The 18356-nt window shown below is 65.1% G+C and carries 21 protein-coding genes; 12 read left to right on the forward strand and 9 right to left on the reverse strand.

Annotated features, from left to right (window positions below; genetic code table 11):
- Positions 1-3 precede the first annotated feature (3 nt).
- The 7 genes from FA90_RS17565 (at position 4) to FA90_RS17595 (ending at position 5504) form a co-directional block, all read left to right on the forward strand.
- A complete protein-coding gene (locus FA90_RS17565) occupies positions 4-660 on the forward strand; it encodes an ABC-type transport auxiliary lipoprotein family protein (protein WP_307171820.1) in 657 nt (218 codons plus the stop codon).
- Entirely contained in the window at positions 657-1802 is a 1146-nt protein-coding gene (locus FA90_RS17570) for a VanZ family protein (protein WP_036170869.1), read from the forward strand. Before FA90_RS17565 ends, FA90_RS17570 begins: the two co-directional genes overlap by 4 nt.
- Before the next feature lie 43 nt (positions 1803-1845).
- Positions 1846-2172, forward strand: coding sequence for a ferredoxin (locus FA90_RS17575; RefSeq protein ID WP_036170872.1), 327 nt, complete (start codon positions 1846-1848; stop codon positions 2170-2172).
- Positions 2173-2186: 14 nt separating this feature from the next.
- Positions 2187-2816, forward strand: coding sequence for an alpha/beta hydrolase (locus FA90_RS17580; RefSeq protein ID WP_036170875.1), 630 nt, complete (start codon positions 2187-2189; stop codon positions 2814-2816).
- Positions 2817-2972: 156 nt separating this feature from the next.
- The gene (locus FA90_RS17585; RefSeq protein WP_036170878.1) at positions 2973-4121 is read left to right on the forward strand and encodes a D-alanyl-D-alanine carboxypeptidase family protein; all 1149 of its coding nucleotides are present in this window, start codon (positions 2973-2975) and stop codon (positions 4119-4121) included.
- Between the two features lie 114 nt (positions 4122-4235).
- A complete protein-coding gene (locus FA90_RS17590; RefSeq protein WP_036170880.1) occupies positions 4236-5171 on the forward strand; it encodes an aldo/keto reductase family oxidoreductase in 936 nt (311 codons plus the stop codon).
- Between the two features lie 24 nt (positions 5172-5195).
- Positions 5196-5504: a metal-sensitive transcriptional regulator gene (locus FA90_RS17595; RefSeq protein ID WP_036170883.1), complete on the forward strand. Its 309-nt coding sequence runs from the start codon at positions 5196-5198 to the stop codon at positions 5502-5504.
- 27 nt (positions 5505-5531) lie between these two features.
- Here the strand turns inward: FA90_RS17595 and pssA are convergent, their stop codons facing one another.
- On the reverse strand, positions 5532-6311 hold the full coding sequence (gene pssA / locus FA90_RS17600; RefSeq protein ID WP_036170886.1) for a CDP-diacylglycerol--serine O-phosphatidyltransferase: 780 nt from the start codon (positions 6309-6311) through the stop codon (positions 5532-5534).
- A 163-nt stretch (positions 6312-6474) separates the two neighbouring features.
- Between pssA and FA90_RS17605 the strand changes: the two genes are divergently transcribed.
- Positions 6475-7455: a CAP domain-containing protein gene (locus FA90_RS17605; RefSeq protein ID WP_081933909.1), complete on the forward strand. Its 981-nt coding sequence runs from the start codon at positions 6475-6477 to the stop codon at positions 7453-7455.
- Positions 7456-7462: 7 nt separating this feature from the next.
- A complete protein-coding gene (locus FA90_RS17610) occupies positions 7463-8065 on the forward strand; it encodes an Hpt domain-containing protein (RefSeq protein WP_051971891.1) in 603 nt (200 codons plus the stop codon).
- 52 nt (positions 8066-8117) lie between these two features.
- On the opposite strand, the gene FA90_RS17615 is transcribed toward FA90_RS17610, so the two are convergent.
- The 3 genes from FA90_RS17615 to FA90_RS17625 all read right to left on the reverse strand — a co-directional run bounded on the left by FA90_RS17615 (position 8118) and on the right by FA90_RS17625 (position 10135).
- Positions 8118-8321 (reverse strand): hypothetical protein, encoded by a 204-nt coding sequence (locus FA90_RS17615; protein ID WP_239700798.1) that lies wholly within the window; start codon positions 8319-8321, stop codon positions 8118-8120.
- A 386-nt stretch (positions 8322-8707) separates the two neighbouring features.
- Positions 8708-9310: a DUF1439 domain-containing protein gene (locus FA90_RS17620; RefSeq protein ID WP_081933910.1), complete on the reverse strand. Its 603-nt coding sequence runs from the start codon at positions 9308-9310 to the stop codon at positions 8708-8710.
- A 48-nt stretch (positions 9311-9358) separates the two neighbouring features.
- On the reverse strand, positions 9359-10135 hold the full coding sequence (locus tag FA90_RS17625; RefSeq protein ID WP_036170895.1) for an SDR family NAD(P)-dependent oxidoreductase: 777 nt from the start codon (positions 10133-10135) through the stop codon (positions 9359-9361).
- Positions 10136-10268: 133 nt separating this feature from the next.
- Here FA90_RS17625 and FA90_RS17630 point away from each other — a divergent pair, with 133 nt between their 5' ends.
- Positions 10269-11168 (forward strand): LysR family transcriptional regulator, encoded by a 900-nt coding sequence (locus FA90_RS17630; RefSeq protein WP_036170898.1) that lies wholly within the window; start codon positions 10269-10271, stop codon positions 11166-11168.
- A gap of 9 nt (positions 11169-11177) precedes the next feature.
- On the opposite strand, the gene mnmE is transcribed toward FA90_RS17630, so the two are convergent.
- The 5 genes from mnmE to rpmH form a co-directional block, all read right to left on the reverse strand.
- Entirely contained in the window at positions 11178-12557 is a 1380-nt protein-coding gene (gene mnmE / locus FA90_RS17635) for a tRNA uridine-5-carboxymethylaminomethyl(34) synthesis GTPase MnmE (RefSeq protein WP_036170901.1), read from the reverse strand.
- 71 nt (positions 12558-12628) lie between these two features.
- Positions 12629-14284 carry a membrane protein insertase YidC gene (gene yidC, locus FA90_RS17640; protein ID WP_036170904.1) on the reverse strand — a complete coding sequence of 552 codons (1656 nt, stop codon included), beginning with the start codon at positions 14282-14284 and terminating at the stop codon, positions 12629-12631.
- Positions 14285-14293: 9 nt separating this feature from the next.
- Complete coding sequence (yidD, locus tag FA90_RS17645) at positions 14294-14563, reverse strand: membrane protein insertion efficiency factor YidD (RefSeq protein WP_036170906.1); 270 nt, start codon at positions 14561-14563, stop codon at positions 14294-14296.
- On the reverse strand, positions 14560-15027 hold the full coding sequence (rnpA, locus tag FA90_RS25840; protein WP_081933911.1) for a ribonuclease P protein component: 468 nt from the start codon (positions 15025-15027) through the stop codon (positions 14560-14562). The genes yidD and rnpA overlap by 4 nt, the downstream gene beginning before the upstream one ends.
- A 45-nt stretch (positions 15028-15072) precedes the next feature.
- Complete coding sequence (gene rpmH, locus FA90_RS25845; RefSeq protein WP_078035393.1) at positions 15073-15210, reverse strand: 50S ribosomal protein L34; 138 nt, start codon at positions 15208-15210, stop codon at positions 15073-15075.
- A 358-nt stretch (positions 15211-15568) separates the two neighbouring features.
- Between rpmH and dnaA the strand changes: the two genes are divergently transcribed.
- Together dnaA and dnaN are read left to right on the forward strand one after the other, a co-directional pair.
- Positions 15569-16981: a chromosomal replication initiator protein DnaA gene (gene dnaA / locus FA90_RS17655; protein ID WP_036170909.1), complete on the forward strand. Its 1413-nt coding sequence runs from the start codon at positions 15569-15571 to the stop codon at positions 16979-16981.
- A 120-nt stretch (positions 16982-17101) separates the two neighbouring features.
- Positions 17102-18208, forward strand: a complete 1107-nt coding sequence (gene dnaN / locus FA90_RS17660) for a DNA polymerase III subunit beta (protein WP_036170911.1) — start codon at positions 17102-17104, stop codon at positions 18206-18208.
- Positions 18209-18356: the final 148 nt, after the last annotated feature.

Genomic DNA, 18356 nt, shown 5'->3' on the forward strand with positions numbered 1-18356 from the left:
TCAGTGACCCTGTATCCGCGCCTGCACCCGACCGTGCGCCCGACCCGTCTTCTGATCGCCGCCGTCTGCGCGCTGGCCATCGCCGGCTGCGCCTCGAACAAGGGCGAGCCGGCCACGCAATTCGACTTCGGCCCGGCGGCGCCGGCCAGCGCTTCGGCATCGACGGCCGCGGCGCCCAACGCCAACCCGCTCGGTGCGCTGGTGGTCACCGACGTCACCGGCTCGAGCGCGCTGGACAACGAGCGTATTTATTACCGCCTGAGCTACGCCGACCCGCTGCAGGCGCGCACCTACGCCAACAGCCGCTGGAGCGCGTCGCCGCTGCAGCTGCTGACCCAGCGCCTCAAGACGCGCATCGGCCAGGCCGGCGCCAAGGTGCTGTCCGAAACCGACGCCTCGAGCGGCATTCCGATCCTGCGCATCGACGTCGACGACTTCGTCCACGACTTCAGCGGCGCCACGCAAAGCGCCGGCGTGGTGGCGCTGCGCGCCTCGGTGTTCAAGGGCCATGCGCTGGTCGACCAGAAAACCTTCGTGCGCCGTACCGATGCGGTCAGCGCCGACGCGGCCGGCGGCGCGCGTGCGCTGGCCGGCAGCACCGACGCCGTCGCCGCCGACATCGCAGCCTGGCTGGCGTCGCTCGACCTGGCGCATCGATGACCAGCCAGGAAGACGACGCAGCATTACGCGAGGCGGGACCGCGCGCCTCGCCGGTGGCGCGCGCGGCGCTGCTGGCGTATTTCCTGCTGATCGTCTACGCCAGCTGGTTCCCGTTTTCCGGCTGGCGCAATACCGGGCTGTCGCCGTTCGCTTTCCTGAACCTGCAGCCGCAGCGCTACTGGACCGGCTTCGACGTGATGGTCAACGTGGTCGGCTACGTCCCGTTCGGCGCACTGCTGGTGCTGTCGCTCTATCCGCGCGTGCGCGGCGTGTGGGCGGTGCTGGTGGCAAGCATCATTGGCCTGTTGGTGTCGGGGACCATGGAAACGGTGCAGAACTTCCTGCCGACCCGGGTGCCGTCGAATCTCGACCTGACCACGAATGCGCTGGGCGCCCTGATCGGCGCGCTGGCCGGCCCCTGGCTGGCCCCGGTCCTGCTCGACCGCGGCCGCCTGTACCAGTTGCGGCGGCGCTGGTTCGCCGCGCATGCCAGCCAGGGCCTGGTGCTGATCGCCCTGTGGCCGCTGTCCCAGGTCTACCCGCAGAGTTTCATGTTCGGCAATGGCCAGATCCTGCCGACGCTGTCGGAATGGCTGAGCGAGTGGCTGGACAGCGACATCGACCTGGTCGCCATGCTGCGCCCCGGCGCGGAGATGATGAGCGTCGAACAATACTGGCTGTCCGAGACCATCATCACCGCCTGCGGCATGACCGGCGCCGCCCTGACGCTGCTGTGCCTGACCCGCCGCAGCGCGCCCAGGATGTGGCTGATGCTGGCGCTGGTCGGCACCGGCCTGGTGGTCAAGACGCTGGCCAGCTCGCTGTTCTTCGCGCCCGAGAACGCGCTGGCATGGATCACGCCGGGCGCCGAGGGCGGCTTCCTGATCGGCCTGATCATGCTGGCCGGACTGGCCTTCGCGCCGCAGGTGGCGCAACGGCGCCTGGCGGTGGTGACGCTGGTGCTGTCGCTCATCGTGGTCAATACGATCCCCGCGAATCCGTATTTCGTGTCGACGCTGCAGGCCTGGCAGCAAGGCAAGTTCCTGAACTTTAACGGGGCCGCCCAGTTCCTGGCCATGGCCTGGCCGCTGTTCGCCCTGTGGTTCCTGCTGCTGCCTTCGCACCGGCTGAATCGGCCGTGACGGCGTATCATAGCGAGCATCCTGAACTCCCACCGAGAACGACATGAGCGACGATAAACCCTTCTACGAACACCACGTCTTCTTCTGCCTGAACGAACGCGAAGGCAAGGATTGCCGCCCCAGCTGCGGCAAGCACGGCGCCGAGAAGGCGCAGAAGCACGCCAAGCAGCGCATCAAGGAGCTCGACCTGTCGGGCCAGGGCAAGGTGCGCATCAACAAGGCCGGCTGCCTCGACCGCTGCGAAGAGGGCCCGGTGGTGGTGATCTACCCGCAAGGCACCTGGTACACCTACGTGGACAATTCGGACATCGACGAGATCATCGACCGCCACATCGTCAAGGGCGAGATCGTCGAGCGCCTGAAGATCTGAACCTGCAAGCGTCCATGAACAAGAATTCGCAAAAGTTTTATTTGACCGGTCACGCCGGCCGCATGGAATGCCTGCTGGACGAACCCGAAGGTGCGCCGCGCGGCATCGCGCTGGTGGCGCACCCGCACCCGCTGTTCGGCGGCACGATGGAAAACAAGGTCGCGCAAACGTTGGCGCGCGCCTTCGTCGGCCTGGGTTACGTGGTGGCGCGCTTCAACTTCCGCGGCGTGGGCGAGTCGGAGGGCGCGCATGACGAAGGCCGCGGCGAAGTCGACGACATGGAAGTCATGCTCGAGCACATGCTGCGCACCTACCCCGGCCTGCCGTTCGCGCTGGCCGGCTTCTCGTTCGGCACCTTCGTGCAAGCCCAGCTTCAGCAGCGCCTGGCCGCGCAGGGCATGCCGGCCGAGCGCCTGGTGCTGGTCGGCGCCGCCGCCGGCAAGTGGGCAATGCCGCCGGTCCCGGCCGACACCATCCTGATCCACGGCGAACTCGACGATACGATCCCGCTGCAGCACGTGTTCGAATGGGCGCGCCCGCTCGACACCCCGGTCACCGTGATTCCCGGCGCCGATCACTTCTTCCACCGCAAGCTGGTCCTTGTTAAAAACTTGGTCACACAATTGTGGCGACATGGTGTGTAAGTAGGCTGCTGACACATTTAAGTGGCGCTTCGCGTGACAATTCGCGCGATCGCTGGCCTATAATGGCCCCATCTTTTTTCTAAGCAATTCCCGTCGATAACTTCCGGCGGGCTTTGCCTGTCCCGCACCGCCCACTGACTCATCATTCGCTTCCCCATGAAAAAGTTATTCGCGGCTCTCGCCGCCAGTGCCTGCCTGATGTCGGCCGCCCATGCACAGCAAGTGCCGGCGCCGCAAATCGCCGCCCGTTCGTGGCTGCTCCTGGATGCCACCAGCGGCCAGGTCATCGCTTCGCAAGATCCGGACATGCGTATCGAACCGGCTTCGCTCACCAAGGTCATGACGGCCTACGTCGTGTTCGAAGCGATCCGCGACAAGAAGATCGCGCTCGACCAGATGGTGACGGTCTCGGTGCATGCGTGGAAGGTCGACAACAGCAGCTCGAAGATGTTCATCGACCCGGCCACCCCTGTGAAGGTCCAGGACCTGCTGTACGGCCTGATGATCCAGTCGGGTAACGACGCCGCGGTGGCGCTGGCCGAAGCCGTCGGCGGCGACGAAGCCACCTTCGTCACCCTGATGAACCGCGCCGCCGAGCGCATGGGCATGAAGAACACCCACTTCGCCAACCCGCACGGCCTGCCCAGCCCGGAGAACTACTCGACCGCGCGCGACCTGTCGATCCTGGCTTCGCACGAGATCCAGGACTTCCCGCAGTTCTACAAGATCGACTCGATCAAGGAATTCACCTACAACAAGATCAAGCAGCAGAACCGCAACCGCCTGCTGTGGATCGACCCGACCGTCGACGGCCTGAAAACCGGCCACACCGACGCCTCGGGCTACTCGATGATCGCGTCGGCGCACCGTCCCAACGGCCCGTCGGGCGAGCGCCGCCTGATCTCGGTGCTGTCCGGCGCCACTTCGGACGGCAACCGCACCGCCGAAAGCCAGAAGCTGCTGAACTGGGGCTACCAGAACTTCGACACCGTCAAGCTGTACTCGAAGGGCCAGGCGATCGCCACCCCGGAAGTCTGGAAAGGCTCGAAGTCGAACGTCAAGATCGGCTTCCCGAACGACGTGCTGGTGACCGTGCCGAAGGGCGTGGCGCAGAAGATGAAGCCGGTCCTGGAACGCAAGGACCCGCTGGTCGCGCCGCTGGCCCGGAACGGCCGCGTCGGCACGCTCAAGATGGTGGTCGACGGCAAGCCGCTGCTGGCGCTGCCGGTGGTGTCGCTGGAAGAAGTCTCGCAAGCCTCGATCTTCGGGCGCGCCTGGGACTCGATGCGCCTGTGGATGAAATAAACCGCCTCCACGCGTGAACGGCCCCGCCCCGGCGGGGCTTTTTCGTTAACCGGACCGCAAACGGCGCTGTTGCTGAGGCTATAATCTGGCGACCTGACCAACCGGAAATCCACGATGACCCACGCCCTGCCCCAAGACCTGTCATGCCCGCGCGTCGCCCTGCGCAAGAACCGCAGCGGCAGCCTCGAACTATCCCGCATCGTCGCCGGCATGTGGCGCATGGTCGACTGGAACATGACGGTCGAGGAGCGCATCGCCTTCATCGAGCAATGCATCGAGATGGGCGTGACCTCGTTCGACCACGCCGACATCTACGGCAACTACGGCGTCGAAGGCCAGTTCGGCGAAGCGCTGCGCGCCCAGCCCGGCCTGCGCGAGCGCATGCAGCTGGTCAGCAAGTGCGGCATCAAGCTGCTGTCGAACAAGCGCCCGCAGCACACCATCCAGCACTACGACACCACGGCCGGCCACATCATCGCATCAAGCGAGGAATCGCTGCGCCAGCTGCACACCGACCGCCTCGACCTGCTGCTGATCCACCGTCCGGACCCGCTGATGGACTTCGACGAGATCGCCGAAGCCTTCACGCGCCTGAAACAGGACGGCAAGGTGCTGCACTTCGGCGTCTCGAACTTCAGCCGCCACCAGTTCGAGGTACTGAACCGCCGCATCGAGCTGGCCACCAACCAGGTCGAGTTCTCGCCGCTGTACGTGGCGCCGATGTTCGACGAGACCTTCGACGGCCTGCAAGACCTGGGCGTGGCGCCGATGATCTGGTCGCCGCTGGCCGGCGGCCGCCTGTTCACCTCGAACGACGCCAACGCCGAGAACCTGCGCCTGGTGATCAAGGAGATCGCCGACCGCCTGCAAAAGCCGTTCGCCAGCGTGGTGTTCGCGTGGATCATGCAGCTGCCGTCGAACCCGATCCCGCTGACCGGCAGCGGGCGCATCGAAGCGATCCAGGTGGCGGTGGCCGGCACCACCTTCGAGCTGTCGCGTACCGACTGGTTCACGATCCTGCGCGCCGCGCGCGGGCACGAGGTCGCGTAACGCGTACGCGCGGGCGCACGCACGATGGCGGAACCGTTAAAGATCGTCGAGGGACGCGCCCTCACCGGGCAGCAGAAGAAGGACCTGCTGAACCGGCTGGCGCGCGTCGAAGGCCAGCTGCGCGGCATCCAGAAGCTGATCGGCCTGGCCGACGCGCCGTCCGATTGCGACGCGGTGGCGCAGCAGATGGCGGCCGCGCGCAAGGCCCTCGACCGCTCGTTCGTGCAGCTGCTCACCGCCAGCATCGTCACCCATACCGGCAACGCGGCCGACCTGGCGCAGGCAAAAGAAATCGCCGCTCATCTGGCGGCGCTGTTCGATAAATTTGCCTGAACGCGTCCATCAGGCCCACGGACTGATTTACTCGGCGTCGTAAACCTTGGGTGGCGCGATCCCCTTCCAGCCGCCCTGCCAGGCCAGGTTCAGCAGCAGGGTCGCGCCGATGTACAGCACGAAGAACAGCGCGAAAAAGCGCGTGCGCAGCAGCACCAGCAGCACCACGCCGATGACGATGCCGGCCACGGTCAGCTGCGACATCTTCTGCTTGGAGCTGGGGAAGCGCACCGTCGACACCATCAAGGTGCCGACCGCGATCATCAGCAGCATCACCAGGAAGGCGCCGCCGATGTCGGCCACCGGTTCGGGCCAGGCCACCACCACCGAGGCCACGCAGGCCGCGCCGGCGGTGATCGGCATGCCGACGAAATAGCGCGGATCGGTCTTGCCGACCATGACGTTGAAGCGCGCCAGGCGCAGCGCGCCGCAGGCCACGAACACGAAGCAGGCCAGCCCGCCCATGCGCACCAGGGTCGGATGCGCGGCGCCCATCTGGGCAAAGCCGTAGCAATACAGCAGCAGGCCGGGCGCGCAGCCGAAGTTCATCACGTCGGCGATCGAGTCGAGCTGCACGCCGAACGCCGATTGCGTGTTGGTGGCGCGCGCCACCATGCCGTCGAGCGCATCGAAGACGCCGGCCAGCACCAGCAGGATCGCAGCCAGGCGGTAGGCGGACGGATCGCCGACCGGCGCGTTATCGACCGAGATCACGATGCTGCCGAAGCCGCAGGCGATCGACAGCAGGGTGACGAAACTGGGCAGGGCGAACTTGGCGCGCGCGAGGCGCTGACGGCTGGGCTTCACTAATTATGCACTCGACAATACGAAAGATTGGCTTATTTTACATGGACTTAGGCCATCGTCACATTTATCGGCGGCGGGCGTCATGACTATCGGTTTTCGCCTAAAATAGAGGACCTTTTACCCCGTATTGACGGAAGTTGGAGTTTTATCTATGACGATTCGAATGCACCGCGCCTCAACCCTCGCTGCTGCCTGCATCACCGCCTGGGCGCTGGTCGCCTGCGGCGGCGGCGGCGGCAATGGGAACGGCAATGCCGTCGGCGCGAGCGACATGAATGCAGTACCGTCGACGGGGACCACGAGCCAGGGGCAGGACGTTGCGGCGCCCAAGCTGACCAACAACACGGCGGTGGATGGGCGCGTCTGGCTGAACTACCGGCGCACGCAGCTCGGCCTGCCCGAGCTGACCGAGAATGGCATGATCGACCAGGCCGCGCAGCGCCACTCGGATTACCAGGTCGTCAACGGCATCACCCACACCGAAGACCCGGCCAAGCAGGGCTTCACCGGGGTCACGCTGGACAAGCGCATGAACGCCGCCGGCTACACCTTCCGCGGTTCGAACGCGATCGGCGAAGTCATCGCCGCCAGCACCAGCACCTCGGGCTTCTACAACGCCGAGCAGCTGATCACCGCGATCTACCACCGCTTCGTGATCTTCGAGCCGGTGTTCAAGGAAATCGGCAGCGGCGCGGCGACGGCGTCCGGCGCCAACGGCTACACTTACTTTACCGCCGACATGGCGGCCAACAATGGCCTGGGCCAGGGTCTGGTGCGCGGCACGGTCGTGACCTGGCCGTTCAGCGGCCAGACCCAGGTGACGCCGAACTTCTTCAGCAACCAGGAAGAGCCGGATCCGGTCCCGGACCGCGACGAAGTCGGCTATCCGATCAGCGTGCACGCCAACATGAGCAGCACCCTGACCGTCAAGAGCTTCACGGTGCGTCCGCACGGCGGCAGCGACTTGCCGGTCAAACAGATCGGCAACCAGACCACCAACGCCCAAGGCCAGGCGGTGGCGCCGACCGCGGTCGCCATCATCCCGCTGTCGCCGCTGGCCGGCAAGACCACTTACGACGTCAGCTTCAACGGCACGGTCGACGGCACGCCGGTCAGCAAGAGCTGGTCGTTCACGACCAAGTGAGCACCTAGTGAGCGCCGACGCCGACGACGCCACGCCGGCCGTCGACCATGCAGGCGGCATCGCGCGCCTGATGGGCGACGGCCCCCTGTTCGCGCGCGTGCTGGCGCGCTTTCGCAAGGAGTACCGCGAGACCGCTGCCGGCATCCGCGCCGCGCTCGATGGCGGCGACACGCCGCTGGCGCTGCGCCTGGCCCACACGCTCAAGGGCGCGGCCGGCATGATCGAAGCCTTGCCGCTGCGCCGCGCCGCCCAGTCGCTGGAACAGGCGCTGCGCGGCGGCGGCGGCGATCCGTATGCGCAGCTGGAACGGCTGGAACGCGGGCTGGAACGCGTGCTGCGCGAACTCGACGAGGAGGCGCTGAGCCTGGCGCCGCCCGTTCCAGTGCGCATCGCGCCATCGGCATTCGGACACGACGCGCGCGCGCGCCTGTGCGCACTGCTCGACGAGGGCAATGGCGATGCGGTCGACCTGGTGCGCGAGGCCGAAGCGTCGCTGAGGACGGAGATGGGAGACGCGGACTATGAGCGGCTCGCCGACGCGATCGAATCGTTCGACTTCGATCGCGCGCTGGCGCAGCTGCAGGACGAATGCGGGGACGCGGCGTCCTGATACGGCGACTTCGAGAATACGCGTCGTCCGGGCCGGCGGCGCCGTCAGACGATCAGCGGGTGTATTCCGCTTCTTCGTCGAAGGCGTCGGCGCACGACTTGCCGCAAAAGCGGCGTACGCTGTCGAGTGGCTTTTCGCAGTACCAGCACGAGCCTTTGGGCGGCAGGCTTTGGCGGGTGGGCAGCGGCGCCGCGCCCATCGACGACGCCATCGAGACCGCGGCGGACGCGGTCGCCGAAGCGACGGCTGCAGTCACGACGAGCGGCTCGGCAGGCACGCTCTTGTCGGCAGAACTTTCCTGTATCGTTTCCAAGCTTACCCCCTTACCGGCAGCACGTCAGTAACGCAGAGATTACTTTAGTGGAACACCACGAGCATGAGAAAGCGCAAGCGCCATTGCTGACTCATGCGGTTGCGTTTGTGCAGACCAGCCCAGTGTGCGCCGATTGCGCCAGCCGTGCAACATACCCCCATGGCATGGTCTACGCCAAGCAACAGTCATGGTCTTGCCAAAGCGATCGATGCTGACCGACGCCGACCATCGAACTGCGAAAAATAATAGCAGTTATGCCAACAGGCGCGCGGGACCTTTCAATCGTGCGCATGCGCCGTCTCGGATTTGCGACGCGCGGCCAGGGGCGCTTATTTTTGGGGTTCGAGCGTGACGACCAGCGCGCCCGGCGCGGTATGCAGACTGGTCGGCACGAACTGGATGCCGGCGTAGCGCAGGTCTTCGGGGCGGAAGGTATAGACCGGCATGTCGCGCACCATCTGGCTGACCAGCAGGTCGGCGGCATGGCCGAGGTCACGCGCGCGCGAGCCGTCGATGCCGTTGACGTCGAAGCGGTCGAGATGGGTGTCGGTCAGCAGCACGGCGTTGCGCGGCGCGTCCAGCAGCAGGCGCCCCGACAGCGCCATCGTTCCGCTCCAGGACTGGCGCAGGAACGGCGGCGCCACCGACACGTCGAGCGTGAGCGCGATGCGGTCGGTCTCGGGCTGGATCGCCAGGCGCGGCCGGGTGAGCTGCACGTCGAACAGCTCGAGCATGCGGTTGTGCAGCGGGAAGCGGCGCTCGAGGCCGGCCTGCAAGCGCGCCTGCGGCAGTTCGACGCGGCGCGGGCCGACGATGTTGGCGCAGGAGGCCAGCACCCCACCCAGCGCCAGCGCGCCCGCCGCCTCGAGTAGCCGCCGCCTCGCCGTCACCGCATGTTCCACCGCATGGTCCACCTCGTGCCCTGCCGCCATATTCGCCTCGCCTCGTCGATCTGATGGGGCAAGCCTAGCACATCCGCGTCACAGCACCATGCCGCCCGAGACTTCGATACGCTGGCCGGTGACCCAGCCATTGTCCTCGGCCAGCAGGGCGGCCGCCGCGGCGCCGATGTCGTCCGGCAGGCCGGGCCGGCCCAGCGCCGTCATCGACGACACCATGCGGTTCACTTCCGGATTGTCGCGCACCATGCCGCCGCTGAAGTCGGTCTGCACGGCCCCCGGCGCCAGCACGTTGACGCGGATGCCGCGCGCCGCCAGTTCGCGCGCCTGGTAGCGCGTGAGCACTTCGACCGCGCCCTTGGCCGCGCCATACACCCCGGAACCCGGCAGAGACACGCGCGCCAGGCCACTGGAGATGTTCAGGATGCGCCCGCCATCGTCGAGCAGCGGCGCCAGCGCCTGGGTCAGGAACACGACCGCCTTGAAATGTACGGCGACGATGGCGTCGAACTGTGCTTCGGTGACTTCCATCAGCGGCACGTGCAGGCTGGTGCCGGCGTTGTTGACCAGGATGTCGAAGCGCTCGCGCTGCCAGCCGCGCAGCAGCTCGGCGACCTGGCCGGCGAATGGTTTGAAAGCGGCGCTGTCGGCCACGTCGAGCCGCAGTGCGGCGGCGCGCCGTCCCAGAGCCTCGACCTCGGCCACGACCGCGCGCGCGGCCGCTTTGTTGTTCTGCCAGGTGATGACGATGTCGACGCCGGTGCGCGCCAGGTGCAGGGCCATGCTGCGGCCGAGTCCGCGGCTGCCGCCGGTGATGAGTGCGATGCGGTTGGATGGGGTCGGATTCGATGCGGTCATGCTGGGCTCCTTGTTGGGTTCACATTGGTTCACAGTAAAAGCCCAGTATATTTTTCAGGAATTCAGCAATAAACTAGCCGGGTCTGCATGCACTTTGCAGGAATCGCGAAAAATCGCATTTTACCGGCCGGCAATGAACGAACTCGACACTATCCGCATCTATTTGAAGGTCGCCGAACTGGAAAGCTTCAGCGGCGCCGCGCGCCAGCTCGGCTTGCCGAATGCGACCGTTTCGGCGGCGGTGCGCCAGCTCGAGCAATCGCTCGGCACGCGTCTGCTGCAACGGACCACGCGCCGCGTCCAGATGACGCAGGAAGGATCGGCGTTCTACACGCGCAGTCTCGGCCTGCTGGGCGACTTCGAAGATTTGCGGTCGATGTTCCGCGGCGCCGCCGATGGCTTGACGGGCCGTCTGCGCATCGACATGTCGGTCGGCCTGGCGGCCAAGCTGGTGCTGCCGCGCCTGGGCGAATTCATGGCGCGCCATCCGCGCCTGGCGATCGACCTGGGCACGGCCGACCGCCGCGTCGACGTGATCCGCGAAGGTTACGATTGCGTGCTGCGCTCCGGGGCGCTGTCCGATTCGAGCCTGGTCGCGCGCCCGCTCGGCAGCTACCGCATGGTCAACTGCGCCAGCCCCGACTACCTGGCGCAACGCGGCACGCCGGCGAGCCTGGACGACCTGTCCCGGCATGCCGTCATCCATTACGATGCGCTGCTGGGCGGCAGTGCGCCCGGCTGGGAATGGTTCGACGGTACGCAGACGCGGCTCGCCGCGGCGGGCGGCCTGTTGAGCGTGAACGGCACCGCGGCCTACGAGGCGGCCTGCCTGGCCGGGCTCGGGATCATCCAGGTGCCGGAGGCCGGCGTGCGCGAGCATCTGCGCAACGGCGTGCTGGTCGAGGTATTGCCGGCGTTCCGGCCGGCGCCGATGCAGGTGGCCTTCGTCTACCCGTCGCGGCGCCATGTGCCGGCCAGGACGCTGGCGTTCATGGCATGGGCGCAGGCGTTGCTGGCGCCGTATCTCGATTGAAAACCGAGATCACTTCCCGATACAGAACCGGCTGAAGATCACCCCCAGCAAATCATCCGGCGTGAACTGCCCGGTAATGCTGGACAGCTGGTCCTGCGCCAGCCTGAGCTCTTCCGCGAACAAGTCGAGCGACTGGTCGTCCTGGGCCGCGTGCTGGCCCGCGACCTGCAGGTGCTCGCGCGCCGCGCGCAAGGCGATCAGGTGGCGTTCGCGCGCCAGGTACAGCGACTCGCCGGTCTGCTGCCAGCCGGCGATGCGCAGCAGTTCGCGGCGCAAGAGATCGACACCGATCTTCTCGTTGGCCGACAAGTAGATGTGGGTGGCGTCGCCGGCCAGGTCGACGCTCGGCTTGTGGCCGGAGAGGTCGATCTTGTTCCAGATGCGCAGCACCGGCACGCCCTTCGGGAAGGCGGCGACGATGTCCTCGTCGGCTTCGCTCGGCCCGAGGTTGGCGTCGAGCAGGTGCAGGATCACGTCGGCCTTGCCGACCTCGCCCCAGGTACGCTCGATGCCGATGCGTTCGACCACGTCGATGCCGTCGTGGATCGCGCGGATGCCGGCGGTGTCGACGATGTTCAGCGGGATGCCCTCGACCTGGATCGTCTCGGTGACCTTGTCGCGCGTGGTGCCGGCGATCGGTGTGACGATGGCGACGTCGGAACCGGCCAGCGCATTGAGCAGCGACGATTTGCCGACGTTCGGCTGGCCGACCAGCACGACATTCAAACCCTCGCGCAGCAGCGCGCCCTGGGCCGCCTGGCGGAACACGTGTTCGAGCGACTCGACGATGCCGGCCAGCTGGCCGCGGGCGTTGGACTTTTCGAGGAAGTCGATCTCTTCTTCCGGGAAGTCGAGCGTGGCCTCGACCAGCATGCGCAGGTTGATGGTCTTCTCGACCAGCTGGTGCACGACTTTCGAAAACGCGCCGGACAGCGATTGCGTCGCCGACCTGGCCGCCGCCTCGGTCGACGCGTCGATCAGGTCGGCCACGGCTTCGGCCTGGGCCAGGTCGAGCTTGTCGTTCAGGAAGGCGCGCCGGGTGAACTCGCCCGGTTCGGCGAGGCGCAGCCCATGTTCAGCGCCGGCTTCGAGCACGCGCGCGAGCAGCATGCGCAGCACCACCGGGCCGCCGTGGCCCTGCAGTTCCAGCACGTCTTCGCCGGTGTACGAGTGCGGGCCCTTGAAGTACAGCGCCAGGCCTTCGTCGATGACGGCGCCCTGCGCATCCTTGAACGGCAGATAAGTGGCGTGGCGCGGCGCCAGCGTGACGCCGGGGAACAGCGCGTCGATCAGCGGCACCAGCGACTTGCCGGAAGCGCGCACGACGCCGATGCCGCCGCGGCCGGGGGCGGTCGCGATCGCGGCGATGGGGGAGGTATCGAGTTTCATAATGAGGAATTGTACTCACCAAAGAAAAACCCGTGCAGGGCACGGGTTTTTCAATCACAAGCGCAAACGGCTTACTTGGCCGGCGGCGCGAACTTCTTGGTGATGATGTACTGCTGCGCCATCGAGATCAGGTTGTTGACCACCCAGTACAGCACCAGGCCGGACGGGAAGAACAGGAACATGACCGAGAACGCCAGCGGCATGAACATCATCATCTTGGCCTGCATCGGATCGGCCGGCTGCGGGTTCAGCTTCTGCGTCACCAGCATCGAGATCGCGTACAGCACCGGCAGGATGAAGAACGGATCCTTCAGCGTCAGATCAGGCAGCCACATCCAGGTCGCGCCGCGCATCTCGACCGCGCCCTGCAGCACCCAGTACAGCGCCAGGAACACCGGCATCTGGATCAGCAGCGGCAGGCAGCCGCCCAGCGGGTTGATCTTCTCGGTCTTGTACAGCTCCATCGTGGCCTGCTGCATCTTGGCCGGATCGTTTTTAAAACGCTCGCGGATCGCCTGCATCTTCGGTGTCACCGTCTTCATCTTGGCCATGCTGCGGTAGCCGGCCGCCGACAGCGGGAAGAACAGCAGCTTGATCAGGATGGTGAAGGCGATGATGGTCCAGCCCCAGTTGCCCAGCATGCTGTGCAGCCAGATCATCACGGCGAAGATCGGCTTGGCGATGATCGCCGCCCACGAGTAGTCGCGCACCAGGTCCAGGCCCGGCGTCACGTTCGCCAGCAGGCTTTCTTCCTGCGGGCCCGAGTACAGGCGGGTCTCGTTCGAGATGGTGGCGCCCGGCTGCACGGTGCCCATCGGCAGGACGGTGCCGATCGCGAACAGGTCGTTGCCCAGCGCCTTGGTGTAGATGTCGCGCTGTACCTTTTCCGGCGGGATGAAGGCCGAGACGAAGAAGTGCTGCGTTATCGCGATCCAGCCGTCGGTGGCCTTGGTCGAGTGCTCGGCGCTGCCCTTGCCGATCTTCTCGAAGGTCAGCTTCTGGTACTTGTCCTGCGAGGTGTACAGGGTCGGACCGGTGTACGTGCTCTGGAACATCTTGTCGGTTTCCGGCTTCTGGCCGTCGTGCTCGAGCTGCAGGTACAGGGACGGGACGACCGGGGCCGTGCCGATGTTGGTCACGTCATGGCGCACGCCGATCACGTAGTCGCCGCGGTGGAAGGTGAAGGTCTTGGTCAGGCGCACCCCACCGGCTTCCGCATCCAGCACCAGTTGCACCTGGTTGCCGTTGTCGAGCACGCGCGCGCCCGGACGCGCGGTGAACGCGGTGTAGTGGTTCGGCATCGCGCCGGTCAGGCCGGTCTGGGCCAGGTACAGGCGGTTCTTGGTCGAATCGACGTTGAACAGCACCTGGTTCCTGGTCGTGTCCTGCTGGTCGCGGTACTTCAGCAGTTCCAGGCGGCGGATCACGCCGCCGTTGGTGTCGATGTCGGCCTTGACGACGTCGGTCGTGATCGTGATGACCTGGGTCTGGACCGCGGCCGGGGTGCCCGGCGTGCCAGGGACCGCGCCCGGCGTGCCCGCGGCTTGCGTCTGGACGGCGGGCAGGTCGTTGACCTTGGGCTGGGCGGCCGGCGCCTGCGCCGTCTTGACGGGCGGCTGGGCCGAGAACATCGATCCACGGCCGTGGTCCATCATCCAGTCGTTCCACAGGAACACCAGGGAGACGGCGAACACGATCCAGAGGATGGTACGTTTATTGATTTCCATTGGTCTTATTCAGGAATGCCTGCACTTGCAGGCGGTGGGTGAAGATGGCGACGCGGCCGCGGGTGATACGCCGGGCACGGGATCGACGCCGCCGGCATGCCACGGATGGCAGCGGCAGACGCGGCGCAGCGCCAGGTAACCGCCGCGCACGGCGCCATGGACCTCGAGGGCTTCGATTGCGTAGCTGGAGCAGCTCGGATAGAAACGGCAGTTCTGTCCGAGCATCGGAGACACCAGCAACTGGTAGCCGCGCAACAGCCAGACGAACAGCCGCTTCATGATGGCCTCGGTCCCGATCCGGAAGACTGGGCGTCAGGCGCTGATGCGGTCGAGGCGGCGCTCGCGCGACCGCCCGCCTCGCGCGCGCGCGCGCGCGGCGCCTGCGAGGCGAACAGACGCGCCAGCTCGGCGCGCAACAGCGCCTTCAGGGCGCCGGTGGTGGCCGGACCGTCCTTGCTGTTGACCGGGCGCGCCAGGCGCACGATACAGTCGACGCTTGGCATCGGCGTGGTGCGGAACAGTTCGCGCGTGACGCGCTTGATGGTGTTGCGCGTGACGGCGCGCGGCGCAAACCGTTTGGCCGCGACAACGCCCAGCCGCGCATGCGGCAGGTCGGTCGGGCGGGTGTAGAGCACGAAATGCGCGGTCTTGAATGCGGGGCGCAAACGAAAAACGGATGAAAACTCATCCGTTTTTACGATACGCCGAACGCGCGCGAAGTCGTGCGAACCTTCGCCTGTCATTGCGCAGTGAATACTATGCGGCGGGCGACAGAGCGCTGCCCTGGCTTAGACGACGGCCAGGCGCTTGCGGCCCTTGGCGCGGCGTGCGTTCAGGACTTGACGGCCACCACGGGTAGCCATACGTGCGCGGAAGCCGTGCGTGCGCTTGCGACGAACGACGGAAGGTTGGTAAGTACGTTTCATGGTGGTCTCGCTTAAAGCAAAAGAGTATGCAAATCGGGGGCTCGGCCATCCGGGCCGGGCAGTACGCCAATGACATTTCGCAGTTGTTAAGCCAGCGTCACGCCTCAGCAAAGCTTGTTCATCCCCTATGCCGTTTGTTGGACAAACAAAGCATGGGAACGGGGAACCCTGAATTAGACAGCATTTCGCGTCCAACTGTCAAGGCGACTGTTGCGCCCGAGCCGCCTCCGGCGATTGCGCAAACGGTTGCGCCAGCATGTCAACCCTGTTGAGATTCGGTGGAAAAATCACGACGCGCCTGTGGATAACTTCCGAGAACACAGGTAAAATAGAGTGTTACGCTTACTTTAGTCGATGTATGGAAAACTTTTGGCAAGCCTGCTCCAATCAGTTGGAGCTGGAGCTGACGCCGCAGCAATATACCGCGTGGATCAAACCGCTGATCGCCCTCGACTACGAGGACGGTAAGCTGCGCATTGCGGCGCCCAACCGCTTCAAGCTCGACTGGGTCAAGTCGCAGTTCGCCAACCGCATCACCGCCCTCGCCTCGGATTACTGGGAGCGCCCGGTCGAGGTGCAGTTCGTGCTTGACCCGAAGAACAGCGCCCCGAAAAAGCCGGTCGAGCCGGCCAGCGCCCCGTCGTTGCCGACCGGGGGCGTATTGGGCGTGAACGCCGCGGCCGACACGACCGTGCCGGCCACACCGGTCGTGACGCCGGACAACGTCATCGCGAACAATCCGCGCCGCGAGCAGAGCCGCGTCAACCCGGACCTGACGTTCGAGAATTTCGTGACCGGTAAAGCGAACCAGCTGGCGCGCGCCGCCGCGATCCAGGTCGCCAACAATCCGGGCGTGTCGTACAACCCGCTGTTCTTCTACGGCGGCGTCGGCCTCGGTAAGACCCACCTGATCCATGCGATCGGCAACCAGGTGATGGCCGACCAGCCGGGCGCGCGCATCCGCTACATCCATGCGGAACAATATGTGCGCGACGTGGTGACGGCGTATCAGCGCAAGGGTTTCGACGACTTCAAGCATTACTACCACTCGCTGGACATGCTGCTGATCGACGATATCCAGTTCTTCGGCGGCAAAAGCCGCACGCAGGAAGAGTTCTTCTATGCGTTCGAAGCGCTGATCGCCGCCAAGAAGCAGATCATCATCACGTCGGACACCTATCCGAAAGAGATCACCGGCATGGATGACCGCCTGATCTCGCGCTTCGATTCCGGCCTCACCGTCGCGATCGAACCGCCGGAACTCGAAATGCGCGTGGCCATCCTGATGAAGAAAGCGGAATCGGAAGGCGTCGTGCTGAACGACGACGTCGCCTTTTTCGTCGCCAAGCACCTGCGCTCGAACGTGCGCGAGCTGGAAGGCGCGCTGCGCAAGATCCTGGCCTATTCGCGTTTCCACGGCAAGGACATCACCATCGACGTGGTGAAGGAAGCGCTGAAGGATCTGCTGTCGGTGCAGAACCGCCAGATCTCGGTCGAAAACATTCAGAAAACCGTCGCCGACTTTTTCAACATCAAGGTCGCCGACATGTATTCGAAGCGCCGTCCGGCGAATATTGCCCGTCCGCGCCAGATCGCGATGTATCTCGCCAAGGAGCTCACGCAAAAGAGCCTGCCCGAGATCGGCGAACTGTTCGGCGGGCGCGACCACACCACGGTGCTGCACGCCGTACGAAAAATCGCCCAGGACCGGACCAAGAACGCCGAGTGCAACCACGAATTGCACGTGCTGGAGCAGACGCTGAAAGGCTGACCTGAGGGAGATCGATCCGCCGCCTGAAAGAGTGCACAAAGGCGGATTTTTCTCTCTCACTCTGGCAAAATATTGCGCAGAAAACACTTTTTATAGATCACAAAACGACTGAGGATATTTATGCAACTGGTCAAATCCACCCGAGATACGCTTCTCCGGCCACTGCAGATCGTGAGTGGTATTGTCGAGCGTCGGCACACCATGCCGATTCTGGCCAATATCCTCATCCGCAAGAATGGCGCCAGCGTGTCTTTCCTGTCGACCGACACTGAAGTGCAGATCACGACCCTGGCCGATATCGGCTCCGGCGATGACGTGACGGGCACTACGGTTGCCGCGCGCAAGCTGCTCGACATCCTGCGCGCGCTGCCGGAATCGGGCGACGTCACCATGACCCTGCTGAACAAGCGCCTGACCGTCCAGAGCGGCAAATCGCGCTTCGCGCTGCAGACTTTGGCCGCGGAAGAATTCCCGACCGTCTCGGTGGCCGACACCTACAACGCAACCGTCACGCTGCCGCAAAAGACGCTGAAGCACCTGTTCAACATGGTGCACTTCTCGATGGCGCAGCAAGACATCCGTTATTACCTGAACGGCCTGCTGCTGGTTTTGGATGGCAATAACGTGATCGCGGTCGCGACCGACGGCCACCGCCTGGCATTCGCGCAAGTGGAAGCCGAGCAGACCTTCGAGCGCCAGGAAGTCATCATCCCGCGCAAGACGATCCTCGAGCTGCAGCGCCTGCTGGAAGAAAGCGACGACACGGTTCAACTGGACATCGCCGCTTCGCAAGTCAAACTGACCTTCGCCGATATCGAGCTGGTCTCGAAGCTGGTCGAGGGTAAATTCCCGGATTACACCCGCGTGATCCCGAAGGGTTATAAAAACGACTTCACGATCGGCCGCGAAGAATTGCTGCGTTCGCTGCAGCGCGCGGCGATCATGACCAGCGATAAATTCAAGGGCGTGCGCTGCCTGATCGCGCCGGGTTCGATGAAGATCAGCTCGACCAACGCCGACCAGGAAGAAGCGGTCGAGGAACTGGAAATCGACTACGGCGGCGATGCGATCGACATCGGTTTCAACGTGACCTATCTGCTGGACGTGCTGAACAACCTGAAGTGCGACCAGGTGAACATCTCGCTGGGCGACGCGAATTCGTCGGCGCTGATTTCGATTCCGGAAAATGGCGACTTCAAGTACGTCGTCATGCCGATGCGTATTTAATTAGGGCACAGGCGCCCACATATACGTTTGTTGCCGCCCGCTCTTTCGAGGGCGGCAGTGGCTGTGGAAAGGGTGATGATTCATCCTACCACAGTCGACCGACGGCGCTGAGCGCAGCACGCGTACAGCACGTATGCAGCACTGAGCG

Origin of the sequence: Massilia sp. 9096 (genome assembly GCF_000745265.1) — a bacterium.
Lineage (GTDB): Bacteria > Pseudomonadota > Gammaproteobacteria > Burkholderiales > Burkholderiaceae_D > Telluria.

What these genes read in the sequence shown, in the direction of transcription:
- FA90_RS17570 (WP_036170869.1), top strand. Translation starts at nt 657, where the DNA reads ATGACCAGCCAGGAAGACGACGCAGCATTACGCGAGGCGGGACCGCGC.
- FA90_RS17575 (WP_036170872.1), top strand. Translation starts at nt 1,846, where the DNA reads ATGAGCGACGATAAACCCTTCTACGAACACCACGTCTTCTTCTGCCTG.
- FA90_RS17580 (WP_036170875.1), top strand. Translation starts at nt 2,187, where the DNA reads ATGAACAAGAATTCGCAAAAGTTTTATTTGACCGGTCACGCCGGCCGC.
- FA90_RS17585 (WP_036170878.1), top strand. Translation starts at nt 2,973, where the DNA reads ATGAAAAAGTTATTCGCGGCTCTCGCCGCCAGTGCCTGCCTGATGTCG.
- FA90_RS17590 (WP_036170880.1), top strand. Translation starts at nt 4,236, where the DNA reads ATGACCCACGCCCTGCCCCAAGACCTGTCATGCCCGCGCGTCGCCCTG.
- FA90_RS17595 (WP_036170883.1), top strand. Translation starts at nt 5,196, where the DNA reads ATGGCGGAACCGTTAAAGATCGTCGAGGGACGCGCCCTCACCGGGCAG.
- FA90_RS17605 (WP_081933909.1), top strand. Translation starts at nt 6,475, where the DNA reads ATGCACCGCGCCTCAACCCTCGCTGCTGCCTGCATCACCGCCTGGGCG.
- FA90_RS17620 (WP_081933910.1), bottom strand. Translation starts at nt 9,310, where the DNA reads ATGGCGGCAGGGCACGAGGTGGACCATGCGGTGGAACATGCGGTGACG.
- FA90_RS17625 (WP_036170895.1), bottom strand. Translation starts at nt 10,135, where the DNA reads ATGACCGCATCGAATCCGACCCCATCCAACCGCATCGCACTCATCACC.
- FA90_RS17630 (WP_036170898.1), top strand. Translation starts at nt 10,269, where the DNA reads ATGAACGAACTCGACACTATCCGCATCTATTTGAAGGTCGCCGAACTG.
- mnmE (WP_036170901.1), bottom strand. Translation starts at nt 12,557, where the DNA reads ATGAAACTCGATACCTCCCCCATCGCCGCGATCGCGACCGCCCCCGGC.
- yidC (WP_036170904.1), bottom strand. Translation starts at nt 14,284, where the DNA reads ATGGAAATCAATAAACGTACCATCCTCTGGATCGTGTTCGCCGTCTCC.
- yidD (WP_036170906.1), bottom strand. Translation starts at nt 14,563, where the DNA reads ATGAAGCGGCTGTTCGTCTGGCTGTTGCGCGGCTACCAGTTGCTGGTG.
- rnpA (WP_081933911.1), bottom strand. Translation starts at nt 15,027, where the DNA reads ATGACAGGCGAAGGTTCGCACGACTTCGCGCGCGTTCGGCGTATCGTA.
- rpmH (WP_078035393.1), bottom strand. Translation starts at nt 15,210, where the DNA reads ATGAAACGTACTTACCAACCTTCCGTCGTTCGTCGCAAGCGCACGCAC.
- dnaA (WP_036170909.1), top strand. Translation starts at nt 15,569, where the DNA reads ATGGAAAACTTTTGGCAAGCCTGCTCCAATCAGTTGGAGCTGGAGCTG.
- dnaN (WP_036170911.1), top strand. Translation starts at nt 17,102, where the DNA reads ATGCAACTGGTCAAATCCACCCGAGATACGCTTCTCCGGCCACTGCAG.